This window comes from Psychrobacter sp. NPDC064578 (assembly GCF_044901245.1).
In the GTDB taxonomy this organism is placed as follows: Bacteria; Pseudomonadota; Gammaproteobacteria; order Pseudomonadales; family Moraxellaceae; genus Psychrobacter; species Psychrobacter cibarius_C.
Genome location: NZ_JBJDPI010000004.1, coordinates 340420 through 358103, shown reverse-complemented (window position 1 = coordinate 358103; position 17684 = coordinate 340420). Strand labels below are relative to the sequence as shown.

At 41.6% G+C, this 17684-nt stretch carries 14 protein-coding genes; 11 read left to right on the top strand and 3 right to left on the bottom strand.

What is annotated here, in order from left to right; translation table 11 throughout:
• Positions 1–121 precede the first annotated feature (121 nt).
• Positions 122–1078 carry a helix-turn-helix domain-containing protein gene (locus tag ACI2JM_RS06780; protein WP_404643089.1) on the bottom strand — a complete coding sequence of 319 codons (957 nt, stop codon included), beginning with the start codon at positions 1076–1078 and terminating at the stop codon, positions 122–124.
• Between the two features lie 209 nt (positions 1079–1287).
• Between ACI2JM_RS06780 and ACI2JM_RS06775 the strand changes: the two genes are divergently transcribed.
• Entirely contained in the window at positions 1288–1593 is a 306-nt protein-coding gene (locus ACI2JM_RS06775; RefSeq protein ID WP_404643087.1) for a cupin domain-containing protein, read from the top strand.
• 542 nt (positions 1594–2135) lie between these two features.
• On the opposite strand, the gene ACI2JM_RS06770 is transcribed toward ACI2JM_RS06775, so the two are convergent.
• Both ACI2JM_RS06770 and ACI2JM_RS06765 read right to left on the bottom strand, forming a co-directional pair.
• Entirely contained in the window at positions 2136–2651 is a 516-nt protein-coding gene (locus ACI2JM_RS06770; RefSeq protein ID WP_404643085.1) for a hypothetical protein, read from the bottom strand.
• A gap of 310 nt (positions 2652–2961) precedes the next feature.
• A complete protein-coding gene (locus tag ACI2JM_RS06765; RefSeq protein WP_404643083.1) occupies positions 2962–3918 on the bottom strand; it encodes a hypothetical protein in 957 nt (318 codons plus the stop codon).
• A 238-nt stretch (positions 3919–4156) separates the two neighbouring features.
• Between ACI2JM_RS06765 and ACI2JM_RS06760 the strand changes: the two genes are divergently transcribed.
• The 10 genes from ACI2JM_RS06760 to ACI2JM_RS06715 all read left to right on the top strand — a co-directional run bounded on the left by ACI2JM_RS06760 (position 4157) and on the right by ACI2JM_RS06715 (position 17684).
• Positions 4157–5170, top strand: coding sequence for a LysR family transcriptional regulator (locus ACI2JM_RS06760; protein WP_404643081.1), 1014 nt, complete (start codon positions 4157–4159; stop codon positions 5168–5170).
• A gap of 286 nt (positions 5171–5456) precedes the next feature.
• Positions 5457–6755, top strand: coding sequence for an NRAMP family divalent metal transporter (locus tag ACI2JM_RS06755; protein ID WP_404643079.1), 1299 nt, complete (start codon positions 5457–5459; stop codon positions 6753–6755).
• A gap of 354 nt (positions 6756–7109) precedes the next feature.
• Positions 7110–8000 carry a methylisocitrate lyase gene (gene prpB, locus ACI2JM_RS06750; RefSeq protein WP_404643077.1) on the top strand — a complete coding sequence of 297 codons (891 nt, stop codon included), beginning with the start codon at positions 7110–7112 and terminating at the stop codon, positions 7998–8000.
• A gap of 93 nt (positions 8001–8093) precedes the next feature.
• Positions 8094–8747 (top strand): DUF2059 domain-containing protein, encoded by a 654-nt coding sequence (locus tag ACI2JM_RS06745; RefSeq protein WP_404643075.1) that lies wholly within the window; start codon positions 8094–8096, stop codon positions 8745–8747.
• Between the two features lie 104 nt (positions 8748–8851).
• Complete coding sequence (gene prpC / locus ACI2JM_RS06740; RefSeq protein ID WP_404643073.1) at positions 8852–9991, top strand: 2-methylcitrate synthase; 1140 nt, start codon at positions 8852–8854, stop codon at positions 9989–9991.
• 203 nt (positions 9992–10194) lie between these two features.
• The gene (gene acnD / locus ACI2JM_RS06735; RefSeq protein ID WP_404643157.1) at positions 10195–12828 is read left to right on the top strand and encodes a Fe/S-dependent 2-methylisocitrate dehydratase AcnD; all 2634 of its coding nucleotides are present in this window, start codon (positions 10195–10197) and stop codon (positions 12826–12828) included.
• 238 nt (positions 12829–13066) lie between these two features.
• Complete coding sequence (locus ACI2JM_RS06730) at positions 13067–13744, top strand: tetratricopeptide repeat protein (protein ID WP_404643071.1); 678 nt, start codon at positions 13067–13069, stop codon at positions 13742–13744.
• 13 nt (positions 13745–13757) lie between these two features.
• On the top strand, positions 13758–14999 hold the full coding sequence (gene prpF / locus ACI2JM_RS06725) for a 2-methylaconitate cis-trans isomerase PrpF (protein ID WP_404643069.1): 1242 nt from the start codon (positions 13758–13760) through the stop codon (positions 14997–14999).
• 22 nt (positions 15000–15021) lie between these two features.
• Complete coding sequence (locus ACI2JM_RS06720) at positions 15022–15786, top strand: DUF4145 domain-containing protein (protein WP_404643067.1); 765 nt, start codon at positions 15022–15024, stop codon at positions 15784–15786.
• A gap of 44 nt (positions 15787–15830) precedes the next feature.
• Positions 15831–17684, top strand: coding sequence for an ABC transporter ATP-binding protein (locus ACI2JM_RS06715; protein WP_404643065.1), 1854 nt, complete (start codon positions 15831–15833; stop codon positions 17682–17684).

The window sequence follows — 17684 nt, the reverse complement described above, 5'->3', positions numbered from 1 at the left end:
CAAGGTTTGAAGATTGAATTAACTCAGGCGCAACATAGGTTTGGCATAAATAAGTCGTATATCAGCAATGCTTATTTAGCTGATTTTAGAAGATTGTGGCAGCTTGACATCTATTGGTTGGCTAGATAAGTTGTGTGGGTGTAACGCCATAAAATTTGGCAAAAGCTTTACTGAAATTGCTAGGATCACGATAGCCAACATACCATGCAGTCTCTTGGACGCTTTTATATTCATCTAGCAACAAACGCATTGCTTCCTGCATACGCAGTTCACGGATAAAGCTGCCGATTGTTTTACCCGTTTGTTGTTTGAACTGTTGCTTGAGATAGCATTCGTTTATACCCACTCGTTGAGCCAACAAGGAAATTGTTAATTTATTACTGTACTCTTGGCGAATAATATCAACGGCCTGATCAATTTGGCTTTTTTGGTTTGCTAATCGGCCTGATATATCTTGAATGCCTAAAATATCTTGGCAAAGCAGCAATGCTTGACTCTCTAAAGCTAATCGATCACTCAAAGTACAGCAAGGTAAAGAGAGGATATAAGCTGCACGAGCAAGTAGACGCGGCTGGTTGGATAAGCTGACTTGAACCATTTCAGGATCTTGATTATTAAAAGGTAATAGCCATGTTGGAACAGCGAAGCTTTCTGCCCAGCGCGACAACAATGTTTGATTAAAATCGATTGTTACGATATGGCTATTTATAGGAGAATTCTGCAAATATTCAGTATCAACTGTAGAGTTAATATCACCAAAATCTCCTGATCGTCGCCAAATTTGCTGCGAATGAATACTTGTATCAGTCCGTAAATTACTAGCATGTAAGGTATAGTTCGCATCTACAATTAAGTGCATCCCTACATCACAAGCAAATGGTGCGGCGGGTTCCACCAAAGATTGGCTGCTAGCAATGCTGTTTCGACCGAGCACGATACCATTATGCAAGCTCAGTAAGTCACCATAACCAGAGCTGCCATCATAAGTTGGACGTTTAATCAAATAGTCAGAATCAGGATGATCGAAAGACCAGTATTCGGTCTGATAGTGATCATAAAATGTGCTTAAGTTTGTCATATAAATACAATCGCGATATTTTAGTTTGAATGATTAAATAACAGAGATTCTATGTTGTATTCAACTAGAAATAGCTTTACCTACATAAATAGCCAGTTATCAAATATTGAAATAATAATAGCATTATTAGTAACGAACAATCATTTTAATACAAATGATTATCAATCAAAAATAATTTAATGGTATTAACATACCAAAAAGGAGTAATAATGAGTCTGCATATAGCGAATATTAAAAACGAGCTTGATGATATTAAAGAACTTTGGAAGCCTACTGATATTGCTCAGTTCAATCAATTAACCGTAAAGCTGGCCAAACTGAAAGGCGAATACGAGTGGCATCGTCACGAACATGAAGACAAGTTATTTTATGTACTGTCAGGACAGTTATTTATTATATTAAAAGACAAGACTATAGAAGTGAATTCTGGAGAAGTGGTCGTTATTCCTAAGAATGTTGACAATAAGCCTTACGCACCTACTGAAACGAGTGTAATGTTTTTTGAACCTTTATGAATATATAGCCGGTACAATATAATTCAGATACAAGGAAGGCGAGCGAAAGTACTACAAATAGTAGACTAAGCGAGCCTGACACAGTATCTGATTTATATAGGATTGACTATAGAATTAAATCTATAACAATGTTTCTATTACAGCTATTTGATTGAAATGCATCTGAGCACTCAGTATTAATAACTTGTAAAGCCGTTAAAAATACTGCCGCCTTTGTAAATTAAATGTCGAAAATGCAATATGCATAATAAACTTATCAACCACTCTTTGAATACCCACTTTGCTTTTCAAAGAGTGGTCAGCCAATCACTCTTGCAGATTTTTCTCCTAATGAAGGTGTGAATATTAGCACTCTCATTACTCGCGTTTATATTATTTCAATATCAGGATATAACGAGGCTAAGTTATTCAAATCCCTCCAATGAGTAGGAGCTTCGCTGCCTGCTTACAAAGCTATCTGGAGATATGCATATGTCAAATAGCTGGTTTTAAATAAGTCGTCATCTGCGTTTCAATTCTATTGTATTATCATATAAAATTGATTATTTTTCCTCACGGTATAAGGTGTTTTTTGCTTCTACTCTAAAATCTTCATGACTAATGGCAGGCTCAATGCTAGCTGTATTTAGGTTCACATGTGAGACAGACGCTTCTGGCTCACGATATAAGATATTCTGTGCTTCCTGTCTAAAATCACCATAACTAATAGCAGTCTCGACTTGAGCGTGCTTAGCTTCAACATTAGCCTGATTGTGATTATTTTTAACTTTTGCTAGAGGTGAACTATCTGCTGCCGACTCGTTGATTTGATGAGTAGCTACCGTAACAGGTAGATGAACACTTACCATGGATGCTTGAGGGATTGTTGAAAAAAAACGAGCCGACACAAATATAGTCGTTAATAACAAGACACCCACTATGGCAAACCATTTTACATGACTCAGCAAACTGCCTTTTGCTAGCTTTGCTGTGTCGGTTGCTAATAGTGGCTCGTTATTAGAATTACTGGATAAGCCAACACTTTTATTGATATCACTTTTATTGTCTGAGATAGTCATAATTCAATACCGAGTCAATCCATGTTATGAACGGCCTATCACCGTATCCTTGATCTCAGGATACGGGCTCTCGGGTATGTTGCAATGATTTTTGGTATGAGCGATAGAATTGACTGATAAGCGGCTTGAAAGTACTATTATTGTATGGCTAGTTGCTGATGAGCAATTTGAAAAATGGTAATAAAAATGAGATGAATTGCAGTCTAATAAGCAAAATAGCACAGGTTATCTCGAGGTATTAAGCAGATATTTAACGCTGCTTGGCATAACTCAGTCCATTTGAATTGAGAATATGCCTTAGATTGAGTGACTAATCATTGGTCTCGCGATACAAGGTACTTTGGGATTCTTCTCTAAAGTCATCATAAGTGATGGCTGCCTCAGCTGCTGGCATGGTCGATGGGGCTTCAGTAGTCTCTACCCCATTAGGATTGGTGTCTGGATTCTCAGTGGGGGGTTCCTCTGGTTGCGATATCACTGTCGATTTATCTACCGCGCCTGTATCAGCAGAAGGTTGGTTATCATCGGTTGCTACTGCTTTGCCAGAGCTAACAGCTAGTGCTGCATCTGTCGTTGTTGTTTTCGTCTCTGCACTATCAGGTACAATCGTTTTCGTTGAGGTCGATAGAACGCCGGTAAAAATTAGTGTTGCTACAATAATAGCAATCAATAATGAGCCAAAGATCATGCCAATAATAAGTGGTTTTTTGCTACTTACTTGCTTTTCCTTTGATTTTGCTAATTGTTTAGCAATAGCATTGTCATTTACAGCGTCGTTATTATTAGATAGTTGTTCATTTCTAACTTTTTCCGCTGCTAATCTTTCTGAATCTTGACGTTTTAAATCATCAGCATTTGCGCTGTCAGCGATATATAAAGAAGATTTATCGTTATTTGCATCAGAATCTAAAGAGTTGTCAGTATTAGCTATCGGTGCATGATTTGTCGAAAAACCCTCGTCTTTATCGTCATCAGAAAAATCTACATTAATACCTGTGCTCACGCTTTCTTGCTCTAAATTAGCAAATAATTCTAGCTCTGTGGCGCTTAATGGCTCATACGATGAAAGATGATTGGTATTTTTTAGTGGTTTTAATGCATTTTCTTTGAAAGTAGCGTTATCCTCATTACTATCAACATTTTCGACACGCGTGATGAAACGCTCGTAGATATTATCTTTACGCATACGCTTACGTGGCTTAGTATTAGCAATTTTGGCTAAATTTGCCTCTAACTGCGCATTAGGGCTATTTTTTTTGTCGCTCATGAAATAATACCAAACCAGTTTTTACCGCGAAAAAGTAGATAACAGCTAGAATTAAGAATAAAGTTTTTATTGTTTGCTAAAGTGTAACACTAACGTTAACAAACAATATAGTAGCTCGCCTCGTTCGCTTCAAGCATAATTTGTCGCTTATTGCTCTTATTCGGATAAAATAATCAAAATAGCCAAAAAAAATAAGCCACAAGCAACGGTGACATCATAAACAAGTGAGCATAAAGATATGGATTTAAAACAGCTCAACGCTTTTATTGCTATCGCAGATTCACGGAGCTTTAGTGCCGCAGCGACTAAAACTGGATTGTCACAACCAAGCTTGAGTCGTCTGCTTAAACAGCTTGAAACAGATATGGGTGTGGAATTGGTCGATCGCTACCATAGACCGCTACATCTGACTGAAGCTGGTACATTCTTTTACGACAAAATCAGCGCCATATTGACAGAGATTGATACCGTCACCAGCATGACGCAGCGGCTATCCACGCCCAGTAGCATGCTAAATATTGGCTTTGTCCCATCCGTGCTTTATGGATTGCTTCCTGAAATTATTGCCATGCTGAAGCAATCCAGCCCCGATATCGACGTCAATCTCAAAGACATCAGCTCATATCAACAAATAGAGGCGCTCAAATCTGGTGAGATAGACATCGGTTTTGGGCGTTTCCCCCATCAAGATCCATGGATTCAACAAATACTACTGCGTCATGAGCGTTATGTCGTCGCCTTACCAAAAGCGCATCCTTTGGCGCATGTAAAGGAGCAGCGGTTGATAGACTTAGCAAACAATCGACTGATTCTCTACCATCAAACTCATTTACCGATAGCGACGAGCGTAAGATCAACCAGCGCAAAGCTGGATAATAATACAAAATCCAGACGCACAAGCGCTGAGCAATCCACACTTAGCGCGCCTATTACGGAGCCGTTGCTACACTTATTCGCACAATACGGTATTTCGCCTTTTATGACTACGACGGTGAGTGACTTGCAAGTAGCGCTAGGCTTGGTGGCGGCTGGCGAAGGCATTACCCTTGTGCCTGCTAGCCTAAAGACCGTGCGTACCGACCAAATCAGTTATCAACGTTTGATACACGAAAACGTCACCTCCCCTATTTATCTACATACACTCAAAGATTTCGTTCATCCCAGCATTTCTGATTTACTGAGCGCCACCTATCAGGTATATGAGCAGCGCGGCATCACTTATCGACAGCAAAAATTTGTGTCAAAGCCTTAAATTATCAGATATTGAATGGATATTGTGTTATAAAGAACCGCCAAAAAATAATCAGCCTTAATACTTGATATTATCAACTGATTATGCTAACTAAAAAGAATGGCAATGCAAACAAATAGTAATAACAACTAGAATAATCATTCTCCTGACTGGCTTCGGTGTGCTAAAGTCGATACAAGATGAATCGTTTTATATTTAAGCAGTTTATAAAGCGCTTCTCTCATGATCATTGGCAAGCTGACACAGGTAAGTGATAATTTGCCGTTTTAACCATTTAGAGGTATTCATGACCACACAACCACTCAATAACCCACGCACCAACCCAAATGCCACTGACGATACTGCGACCTCGCCGCAAGAAGACTTTAGCTGGCGCATCTTTGGTCCCGGTATTTTGATGGCAACCGCTGCTATCGGTGGCTCGCATTTGATTTCATCGACGCAGGCTGGCGCTATATATGGCTGGCAACTGGCCATTATGATTATTTTAGCCAACGTTTTTAAGTATCCATTTTTTCGCTTTGCAACCGACTATGTCTATGACACTGGCGAGAGTTTGATTGCAGGCTATGCCAAACGCTCAAAAGTATATCTGTGGGTATATTTTATACTCTCTATCCTATCAGCCGTCATTAGTACGGGCGCGGTCTCATTAATAGCAGCGGTTATCTTAGGTTTTATGCTACCCGCTTCTCTTGGGCTATCGACGATGGCACTGTCTCTCATCATCGTGGCGGTTTCTTGGTTCTTTTTAATTGCAGGTCACTATAAGCTGCTCGATGGTGTGACCAAATGGATTATGATTGCTCTGACCACGGCTACTGTTGCTGCGGTCATCATTGCCGCTGGCAAGCCGACAGTCATGGCTGCTGACTTTATCGCCGCCTCTCCTTGGAATTTAGCAACTTTAGGTTTCATCGTAGCACTCATGGGCTGGATGCCAGCACCGCTTGAGTTTGCCGCCATTACCTCGATGTGGACATCTGCCAAAGTCAAAGCCGATCACACCACCCATCGCCAAGGTTTGCTTGATTTTAACGTAGGCTACGCCGTCTCAGCGATTTTGGCATTATTTTTCTTGTCATTAGGTGTGTTTGTACAGTATGGCTCAGGACAAGAAATTGAGCTGGTTGGTGGCGCTTATATCAATCAGTTGATCAACATGTATACCGCAACTATCGGTGAATGGTCACGTCTATTGGTCGCTTTCGTCGCCTTTATGTGTATGTTTGGTACGACGATCACCTGTGCAGACGGTTATGGCCGTGCCAACGCTGAGTGCTGGCGTCTAATAAAAGGTGAAAGCGAAATCAACAAAAAGCAAATCGCTTTTTGGACGACCTATGCTATCGGTGGTGGGTTGATGATTATCACTTTCTTTACTGGACAACTAGGGACTATGCTTAAGTTTGCCATGATATCGGCGTTTGTCTCAGCGCCTATCTTTGGCTGGTTAAATTACTCACTGGTTAAAAACCATAAAAAACTGTCTTTTGGTATGAATGCACTCTCTATCGCAGGACTCATCTTCTTAACGGGTTTTGCACTGTTATTTTTAGCCAATCTTGCTGGACTATTTGGCTAGATATCGGTTTTAAAAATATCTATTTATATCATAAAAGCCCTTTTAGCTTAGCTATTAGGGCTTTTTGGTAAGCTAAAATCATGAAGCGATAAAAATAAGCGCAACTGCTATTGTAAATAAATGTAAATAATGGGCTATACGTGTCTTTGCAAATTCAGCAATATGAATAAGAGTTTGAGTAAACCATTACTTTATAGATAATGGTATTCATATGGTGAATAATATTAATTCTAATAAATTATTTATTTAAATTAATTAAATAATAATGCTTAAACAATGCTTTTCACTCACTGATTATTGAGTATAATCGAACACAATAACGATAATACTATCTCTCTATGCAAGGACACTCACATGACTTTATCTTCAGCAGGCACACGCTTTCGCAGTGCTTTGGCCCAAAAAAACGATAATAACCAGCCACTACAAATTGTAGGTGCTATCAATGCCTATACTGCAATGATGGCGACTCAAGTCGGTCACCAAGCGTTATATCTCTCTGGTGCTGGTGTGGCAAATGCCTCATTTGGTCTTCCTGATTTGGGTATGACTAGCCTTGATAATGTGCTAGAAGATGCACGCCGTATCACTGACGCAGTTGATACGCCGTTATTAGTAGATATCGACACTGGTTTTGGCGGTGCATTTAACATTGCCCAAACCATCAGAAAAATGGAAAAAGCAGGTGTTGCAGCCGTACATATCGAAGACCAAGTGGCGCAAAAACGTTGTGGTCATCGCCCAAATAAAGAAATCGTCAGTATTTCAGAAATGGTTGATCGCTTAAAAGCGGCATTGGATGCCAAAACTGACCCTGATTTTGTGGTCATGGCACGTACGGATGCGCTATCTGTAGAAGGTCTTGATGCTGCTGTAGAGCGTGCAGTCGCGTTCCAAGAAGCTGGCGCAGACATGATTTTTGCTGAAGCCTTAACCGATATCGAAATGTATCGTAAGTTCACTGACATATTGGATATCCCAGTACTCGCCAACATGACAGAGTTTGGTCAGACAGACCTTTACACCACTGATCAACTGTATAGCGTGGGTGTCGAGATGGTGTTGTACCCGCTATCAGCATTCCGTGCGATGAACAAAGCGGCATTAAACGTTTATCAGCATCTACTGACTGATGGCACCCAAGAAAAAGTTGTAGATACCATGCAAACCCGCATGGAGCTGTATGATTTCTTAAATTATCATGAGTTTGAGCAGACGCTAGACAAATTATTTGCTAATAAGTAGTTAAGAGTTAGTTATTGGCAACACTGAAAAGATAGCTCACCTTTGAGTGTGTTATCTTTTCGAAATCCGTCTTCATTTACTTTTAGGTTATTTATGCCATTTTTTACTGCTAATACTGCTCTTAAAACGTCACTACTGAACAGTACGCTTGCCGCACTGTTATTCGTGACGGGCTGTGATAAAACACTAGAAACCGCTGATGATACGACCAATGGTGCAAGCACTGCTGAAGTTGATACTACCAAAGATGCTCCTGCACCTGCCACTCAAGATGACTTGGTCATGACAACGATTACGCTAGATACCGTCAACAGCCTACTATTTGCCCCAGTTATCAATAGTGGTGCGCTCAGTGCAGAGCAAGTCAGCTGTCTCGAATCACGCGACAAAGACTTGGGTAAAGCCGAAGTCGATCGTTTCTATAAGAGTCAGTTTACCGATGCAGAGTTACAAGAGTTAGATGACTTTTATACGTCAGAGGTAGGGAAAAAGCTGATTACGTTTGGTAATGAGCAACTGCGTGTCATGAATGGTGAAGAGATTGCAACGCCAATGGCTGACCCTACCCCAGAAGAGATGACTGAGATTCAGACGTTCATGGAATCACCACTGGGTGTCAAGTACATGAAAATCAATAATGCAGAAGGCGAAGGCAGCGCAATGGAAGTCTTGAATGGCCCTATTGAAGCCGAATTCAAGCGTTGCAATGTCGATTTAGATGGTCCACAGCTTGAACAGCCTGCGTAACGCTCAACTGGCGCTATTATCAGTCATTAACTGAAAAATTTATTATTCTAAACTTAGAAACACCGTTTTTTACCCAAAAAGCTACCCACAAAAGGAATTTCATCATGGCAGCACAAAACCCATCAAAAAAAGTATTGTCAGGCGCAGGTCTACGCGGACAAGTCGCAGGCAAAACCGCGCTATCTACCGTCGGCAAATCAGGCTCTGGTCTGACGTATCGCGGTTATGACGTGTCAGAGCTGGCAGACAAATGCATCTTTGAAGAAGTGGCTTATTTGCTGCTATACGGCAACTTGCCAAACCAAACCGAGCTTGATGCTTATCAAGCCAAGCTAAAGACCCTTCGCGGTCTACCACAGTCATTAAAAGACGTGCTTGAGCGTATCCCTGCCGAATCGCATCCGATGGATGTATTACGTACAGGTTGCTCTATGCTGGGTAACTTAGAAACCGAAATGAGTTTTGAGGAAGAAAACGACCAAGCAGATCGCATGCTTGCGGTATTCCCTTCTATCATCAACTACTGGTACCGCTTCACTCATGACAACGTGCGTATCGAAACTGAAACGGATGATGCGACGATTGGCGGTCATTTCTTACATTTGCTTAAAGGTGAAAAACCAAACGAGCTACACACAAAAGTGATGAACGTGTCTCTTATCTTGTACGCAGAGCATGAGTTTAACGCTTCAACCTTTACCGCACGTGTATGTGCCTCTACGCTATCTGATATCCATTCTTGTATCACTGGCGCAATCGGTTCACTACGCGGTCCTCTGCATGGTGGCGCTAATGAGGCGGCAATGGATATGATTGAAGGCTTTAGTTCACCTGATGAAGCCGAAGAAGAAATGATGGGCATGCTGGCGCGTAAAGACAAAATCATGGGCTTTGGTCATGCTATTTATAGCGAGTCAGATCCACGTAATGTTGTGATTAAAGGTTGGGCTGAAAAGCTAGCGGCTGACGTTGGTGATGAAGTGCTATATCCAGTGTCGGTACGCTGTGAAGAAGTCATGTGGCGCGAGAAGAAATTATTCTGTAATGCTGACTTTTTCCATGCCTCTGCTTATCACTTCATGGGTATTCCGACCAAACTGTTCACACCTATATTTGTCTGTTCACGCTTAACGGGCTGGGCATCACACGTGTTTGAGCAACGTGCTAACAACCGTATCATTCGCCCAAGTGCAGAATATACCGGTGAAGAGTTGCGTCCAGTACCAGATATGAGTGCGCGTTAATTGAGTATTAAATAGAATTTATATGTGTAGGGTGTGCCTTGCATGCCCTATATTTTCTGTCAGTTTTTCATGAAGTTTCTTTAGCAAAACTGAATCTTATTTTCGATAACGACTTTGCTAAAAGAATTATCCTTTTTCTATAAACCTCATTCCAACCAGCTAACTGCCAAAGGTGACCCATGGACAACGCTCTAGTACAGCCGATGAACGACCAATTTAAAAAGCCACTTCCTGATACCGACTTGTATTACTTTGACACCCGTGCGGCAATTGAGGATATCGAAGCTGGCGCGTATGACAAGCTACCGTTTTGCTCAAAAGTACTATGTGAAAACTTGGTACGTCGTTGCCCACCAGAAGAGCTAACAGCTGCTTTAAAACAACATATTGAGGGCAAACAAGACCTTGATTTTCCTTGGTACCCTGCCCGCGTCGTTTGTCATGATATTTTGGGTCAAACCGCCTTTGTTGACTTAGCAGGCCTACGTGATGCCATCGCTGAACAAGGTGGTGACCCGTCTAAAGTAAACCCAATCGTACCGACTCAGCTTATTGTTGATCACTCACTGGCTGTTGAGCATGCAGGCTTTGAAGTAGATGCATTTGAGAAAAACCGCGCGATTGAAGAGCGCCGTAATGATGACCGTTTTCACTTTATCAACTGGTGCGAATACGCCTTTGACAACGTGAACGTGGTGCCGCCGGGTAATGGCATCATGCATCAAATCAACTTAGAAAAAATGTCGCCTGTAGTGCAAGTAGTACAAAACAAGGCCGGTGAAAAGGTCGCGTTTGCTGACACTTTAGTCGGTACTGACAGTCACACTCCTATGGTCGATGCCTTGGGTGTTATTTCTATCGGTGTTGGCGGCCTTGAAGCTGAAAGCGTTATGCTCGGCAATCCATCGTATATGCGCTTGCCCGATTACGTTGGCGTCAAGCTCACTGGCAAACTACAAAAAGGCATTACGGGTACGGATCTCGTACTGGCGATGACTGAATTCTTGCGTGATGCAGGTGTGGTCTCTACTTATATTGAATTCTTCGGTGACGGTGCGCGCCAGCTTACTGTAGGCGACCGTGCATCTATCTCCAACATGACGCCTGAGTATGGCGCAACTGCTGCCATGTTCTATATCGATGAGCAAACCATCGATTACTTACGCCTAACTGGTCGTAGTGAAGATCAGATTAAACTGGTTGAGCAGTATGCCAAGCAAGTGGGTTTATGGGCTGACGGCATGGAAAAAGCCGAATACGCACGTGTGCTTGAATTTGATTTATCTGCGGTCGTGCGCAATTTAGCAGGCCCATCTCGCCCGCATGCACGTGTATCGACAACTGATTTGGTTGCAAAAGGTATCGCTCATGGCGCTGATGAGAAGCTACCAGAACCAAAAGATGGTCTCATGCCAGATGGTGCGGTTATTATTGCAGCCATCACCAGTTGTACCAATACCTCAAACCCACGCAATATGGTAGCAGCCGGCCTTGTTGCCCGTAACGCCAATGCAAAAGGCTTATTACGTAAGCCTTGGGTGAAGTCTTCATTAGCACCTGGCTCAAAAACGGTAAAAATGTACCTAGAAGAAGCCGGCTTGATGCCTGAGCTCCAAGAAATCGGCTTTGACGTGGTCGGTTTTGCTTGTACCACATGTAACGGTATGAGTGGCGCGCTTGATCCTGACATCGAGAAAGAAATCATTGATAATGATTTATTCACTACCGCAGTGTTATCAGGTAACCGTAACTTTGATGGTCGTATCCATCCGTATGCCAAGCAAGCATTTTTAGCATCACCACCATTGGTGATTGCCTATGCTATTGCCGGTAATATCCGTTTTGATATCGAAAAAGACTCGTTAGGAAAAGACCAAGACGGCAATGACGTTTATCTAAAAGACATCTGGTTCGATGATGATGAAGTTGATGCCATCGTGGCTAAAGCGGTAAAACCTGAGCAATTTAACGCTGTTTATATTCCGATGTTTGACGAAGCCAAAAAAGACACGGGTAAAGCATTAAGCCCACTCTATAACTGGCGTGAACAGACGACTTATATCCGCCGTCCGCCGTATTGGGAAGGCAAAATGGCAGCGATGAATAAGCTAAAAGGCATGCGTCCATTAGCGGTACTAGGTGACAATATTACTACTGATCATTTATCACCATCTAATGCGATTTTGGGTGACTCGGCAGCTGGCGAGTACCTTGATACCATGGGTCTACCGGCGGAAGATTATAATTCTTATGCAACCCATCGCGGCGACCACTTAACGGCGCAGCGTGCGACCTTTGCCAATCCTAAGCTATTGAATGAGATGGTACGTGACGAGAAAGGTGAAGTAATACAAGGTTCGCTTGCTAGAGTAGAGCCTGAAGGTCAAGTCATGCGTATGTGGGAAGCAATCGAGACCTATATGAACCGCGAGCAGCCGCTGATCATCATCGCCGGTGACGGCTATGGTCAAGGCTCAAGCCGTGACTGGGCTGCTAAAGGCGTCCGTTTAGCAGGTGTAGAAGTGGTGGTTGCTGAAGATTTTGAGCGTATTCACCGCCAAAACTTGGTCGGTATGGGCGCACTACCTTTGCAGTTTAAAGAAGGTGTCAATCGTAATACTCTAAATATCGGTGGCACCGAAGTATTTGATATCGAAGGCGAAGTGTCTGCTGGCGGTGAGATGACATTGGTCATTAACCGCACAGATGGTACTGTCGATAAAGCCTCAGTGAAATGTCGTTTAGATACTGCTGATGAGGTCAAAATGTACAACGCAGGCGGTATGCTCCAGCGCTTTGCCAAAGAGTTTATCGATGGCACGCTAGATATCGTTTAATAGAAACGAATAAACAACAACGATAGCTGCCGTACACGTGACAAAAGCCAATGTTATATTTATATGGCATTGGCTTTTTTAGTAGTCTCACAATAGATTCTGATACTCTTTAGTCTTATTAGGCTTCTATCCATTAAATACATTACTTATAGTATTTTATTTAAATGAATTTTCTTAAAAAAATAAACATTTGTTTTTCTATTTAGTATAATTGTCATTTTTTATCATAAGAAGTGGCATGAAAAACATCCATAGAACTTTTATTATTTTAATTTCTGTATTGAATCTTAGCGGTTGTAGTAGTCTCACTGATTTATCAATGGTAGACGTCTCTATTTCCATTGTCGTTATTGCTATTATTATTGGTTGTTGGGTTTCTAATGTACGTACCGGCCGCGATATACAAGAGTCCGTTGATAGTATTATACAAATTCGACGGGAACAACTTGAAGTGGCTAAGTCCGATTTGAGACCTGGCATTGATGAAGGCGACCCAGTTTCGCAGTATCTCTTGGCGCTTAAATTTCATACTGGTGATGGTGTCGGTCAAGACTTAGTAGCAGCGTGTTACTGGTACAGTTTGTCCGCTGAAAGTGGATTTATTCATGCCGTGACAACTTTAGCCCTTATGTATATAAAAGGATGGGGTACCAAGCAAGATTTGACTAAAGCTGCTAAGCTTTTGTCTATTGCCTCAGAAGAAGGCGATCTGCAGGCACAGAACTTTTTAGCAGCAGCTTATTTAAACGGATGGGGTGTTCGAAAAAATGAAGAAAAAGCACGTTATTGGCTGCAACAAGCAGCTGCACAAAGCTCTGAAGAAACCAGTGAGTCTATAAATATGTTGTCGCCGCAATCTATTGAATCATTAACAATGGTCATTCAAAACGGTGATGAATATATCGTACTAAAATAATAGGAATAAAAAAATGACCCGACCAAACCCTGCTTTTGCTCCACAAACCTCTGTCCCAGCCACTTATATGCGTGGCGGTACCTCAAAAGGTACATTCTTTAAACTATCTGATTTACCACAGCGTTGCCAAGTCGCTGGCGAGTCGCGTGATAATTTCCTATTGCGGGTTATCGGTAGCCCTGATCCTTATGGTAAGCAAATCGATGGTTTGGGTAATGGTAGCTCTAGCACCTCAAAGACAGTCATTCTATCTCCAGCAGATCATGATAGCCACGATGTGAACTACTTGTTTGGACAAGTCAATATCGCCAAACCAATGATTGATTGGGCTGGTAACTGTGGCAATTTGACCGCAGCAGTCGGTGCCTGTGCCATTAATATGGGTCTGGTCGATGCCGACAAAATTACTAATAGTATCGAAGAAGATGCTGAAAGCGGTATTTGTGAGGTGCGTATTTGGCAACAGAATATCAGTAAAACCATCATTGCTCATGTGCCTGTTTACATGGACGCACAAGGCAAAGTGCAAGTACAAGAAACCGGCGATTTTGAATTAGACGGTGTAACCTTCCCAGCGGCTGAAGTCAAAATCGAATTTATCGATCCCGTTGATGCTACCAGCGATATGTTCCCTACTGGTAACTTGGTCGATGATTTTGATGTCTCTGGCTGTGGTCTAAATACTGATAGCGTCAAGGCAACTTTTATTAGTGCTGGTATCCCAACCATCTTTATGAAAGCAGAAGATTTGGGCTTTACCGGTACTGAGCTACAAGGCGACATCAATAGTAATAGCGAGCTACTTGCCAAGCTTGAGAAAATCCGTGCCAAAGGCGGCGTTGCGATGGGGCTGTTTAAAGACGTCAGTGAAGCGCAAACCAGTCAACATATTCCTAAAATCGCTTGGGTTGCTTCTACGCAAAGTTATACTGCGTCGAGCGGTAAATTTGTCGAGGCGGCAGATATTGATTTAGTCGTTCGTGCTATGAGTATGGGTCAATTACATCATGCGATGATGGGCACAGCAGCGGTTGCAATAGCAGCGGCAGCAACGACACAGGGTACATTGGTCAATGAAGCGGCAGGTGGACATGAACTGAACGAAGTGCGTTTTGGTCATCCATCAGGTACATTACTCGTTGGCGGTAAGACTGAACTGGTTGATGGACGCTGGCAGGCTAAAAAAGTATCAATGAGCCGCTCGGCAAGGCGTATCATGGTTGGTGAAGTCTTTGTACCAGCGGATGCGTTCTGAATCTAAATAAGGGGTTAGTTAAATGAATAGAAGTCTATATAAGCATGCGTTCACCTTAAAGGATTCACCTAATTATAATTGCCCTAAGTGTGATATCGGACTTCTGCGGATCGCAAAGGATAATTTTAAGAACTATACAACTTTCGATTTACAAAAAGCTATGAAGAATCCTGAGTTCGAGCCAGAATGGATTGAATATATATTTAATTGTGTTTTTGAATGTAATAATGATAGGTGTGACGGCAAAGTATTATGTACAGGTCGAGGAAGTGTAGATGTTGATATTGAGGTTGATGATAACGGTCAACAGTATCAAGAATATAATGATTACTATCGACCTTTATACTTTCATCCAAACCTTGAATTAATTACCATCCCAAAAAATACGCCTGCTGATATTAAGAAGTTACTGAATCAATCATTTGAATTGTTTTTCTCTTCTCCTTCATCAGCAGCAAATTTAGTAAGAGCTTCTATAGAAGAAATCCTTAATGATCAAAACATACCTGATTATTTTATAAGTAAAAAAGGCAAGCATGTCATATTAACTCTGCATGGAAGAATTGATAAACTGCCTGAAAAATATGATGGTCTAAAGGATAAGGTTTTTGCGCTAAAGTGGCTAGGTAATGATGGAAGTCATTCAGGCAGCACAATAAGTTTAGACGACGCTATGGATGCTTATGAATTAATCGAAGAAGTTCTTTCAAAAATATACAGCTCTAAAGATGCTGATTTAGCTAGATTAGCCAAAGAGATAAACGAATCTAAGGGCCCAAAAAAATAAGGTATAATTTAAAACCTAAATACTAAGATTTATGAACTTAATACATGCCAACCACTTCTACTCTAAAAAAGTCTCCACTTAATAAAAAGCCATCCGTTAAGAAAAAAGAGCGGCGGGCATTGCTATGGGACATCCTAAAAAAGCTTGCCGTCTTTGCTGCGCCTTATAAGCTATTGATTGTTGCGACGCTTATCTTAACGGTACTTGGCTCCTTTACCGCTCAGGTCAATGCCTTTGTGCTGCGTTATGCCGTAGATACTTTGACCGAGATTGCAACCCTTGCCGAGCCTTGGGAAGCAGGTCTGCGTATGCTCGTCATCATCAGTGCGGTGCTTTTGACCAAAGAGATATTATCAATATTTATCTCTTTTGGTCAGCGCTTTTATGGTGAAAAGATTCGTATCAATCTGTCGCGTGATTTATCACAAAAAATCATTGAGCGTATCTTGACCTATCGCATGGCGTTTTATACCAGTAGCGAAAATGACAGTGGTAAATTACAAACCCGTATTGATTATGGCGTTAGTAGCCTGACCAGCCTAGTGCAGAATTTCTTTATTGACATGTTGCCGCTGTTTGCCAGTGCCATCGTCTCACTCATTATCATGTTTTCGACCAATTTTTGGATAGGCTTGGTTGGTCTTATTATCATCCCAATTTACTTCTTTATCAGTCAAAAACAAGCACGGCGTCTGCAAGGATTTCGTCGGCAGATGCGTGGTTATAGAGAAGCCAAAAGCGGTTTGGTTATCTCGCTGATTAACTCTATCAGCGTGGTAAAGTCCTTTGTCCGTGAATCTATTGAAGCGGAGAAGCACTTAACCATTCAAAAAGACATGACTGATAATCAGCTGCGTATTCGTAGTATTGGTTTTATTTATGATGCAATAAAAACCTTTATCGAGCAGATTGGCGTGGTAGTTATCATTTTGCTGACGTCCTACTTTGTTTTAAAAGGCGAGATGACCATCGGTATGATTTTATTCCATGTCATGCTGTTTCAAAATGTCGCCGCCCCTATTCGTCAATTGCATCGTATCTATGATCAGATTAATAATGCCCTGACTTACGCTGAAGGCTTCTTTGATATATTAGAAGATGAAGGCCAAGTTGAAGATATCACGGGCAGAAGTAGTAAAAATTTAAAAGGTCATATTGAGCTGAAAAACGTCGATTTCACATATCCTAATGGCACGCAAGCGCTAAAAGATGTCAGCTTTACTATCAAGCCCAATCGTATTACTGCGCTGGTGGGTTTAAGTGGTGCTGGCAAGAGTACGATTATCAGTTTATTGGTAAAGTTTTATGCGCCAGATAGCGGCACTATATGGCTAGACGGACATAATTTAGCCGACTGCGATACTCATGAATTGCGTCAAAATATCGGTTTAGTGCTACAAAGCAATCATATATTTTCGGGGACGATTAGCGAAAATATCCGCTATGGCGATATGAATGCGACAGATGAAGATATTATCATTGCAGCAAAAAAAGCTTCCATTCATGAGCAAATTATTAATTTAGCAAAAGGCTATGAGAGTACAGCAAAGTCATTGTCTGGTGGTCAACAGCAACGTATCGCGCTGGCACGGATGTTTTTAAAAGATCCACCCATTGTGTTTTTGGATGAGCCAACCGCTAGCCTCGATGCCATCGCCAGCCAACAAGTGAAGAAGAGCCTAGATCTCATCAAAAAAGATCGTACCGTGATTATGGTCTCGCATAATATTGCCCAAATTATCGATGCGGATGACTTGGTCGTGATAGAAGATGGTCGCGTGGTTGAAACCGGTACGCATGAAGCGCTATATGAGAAACATGGTAAGTATTTTGAGATATTCAATGCCATGTCGGATAGCTTAAATTTGGATAAAATCAGCCAGACTCTAAAGGGTTAG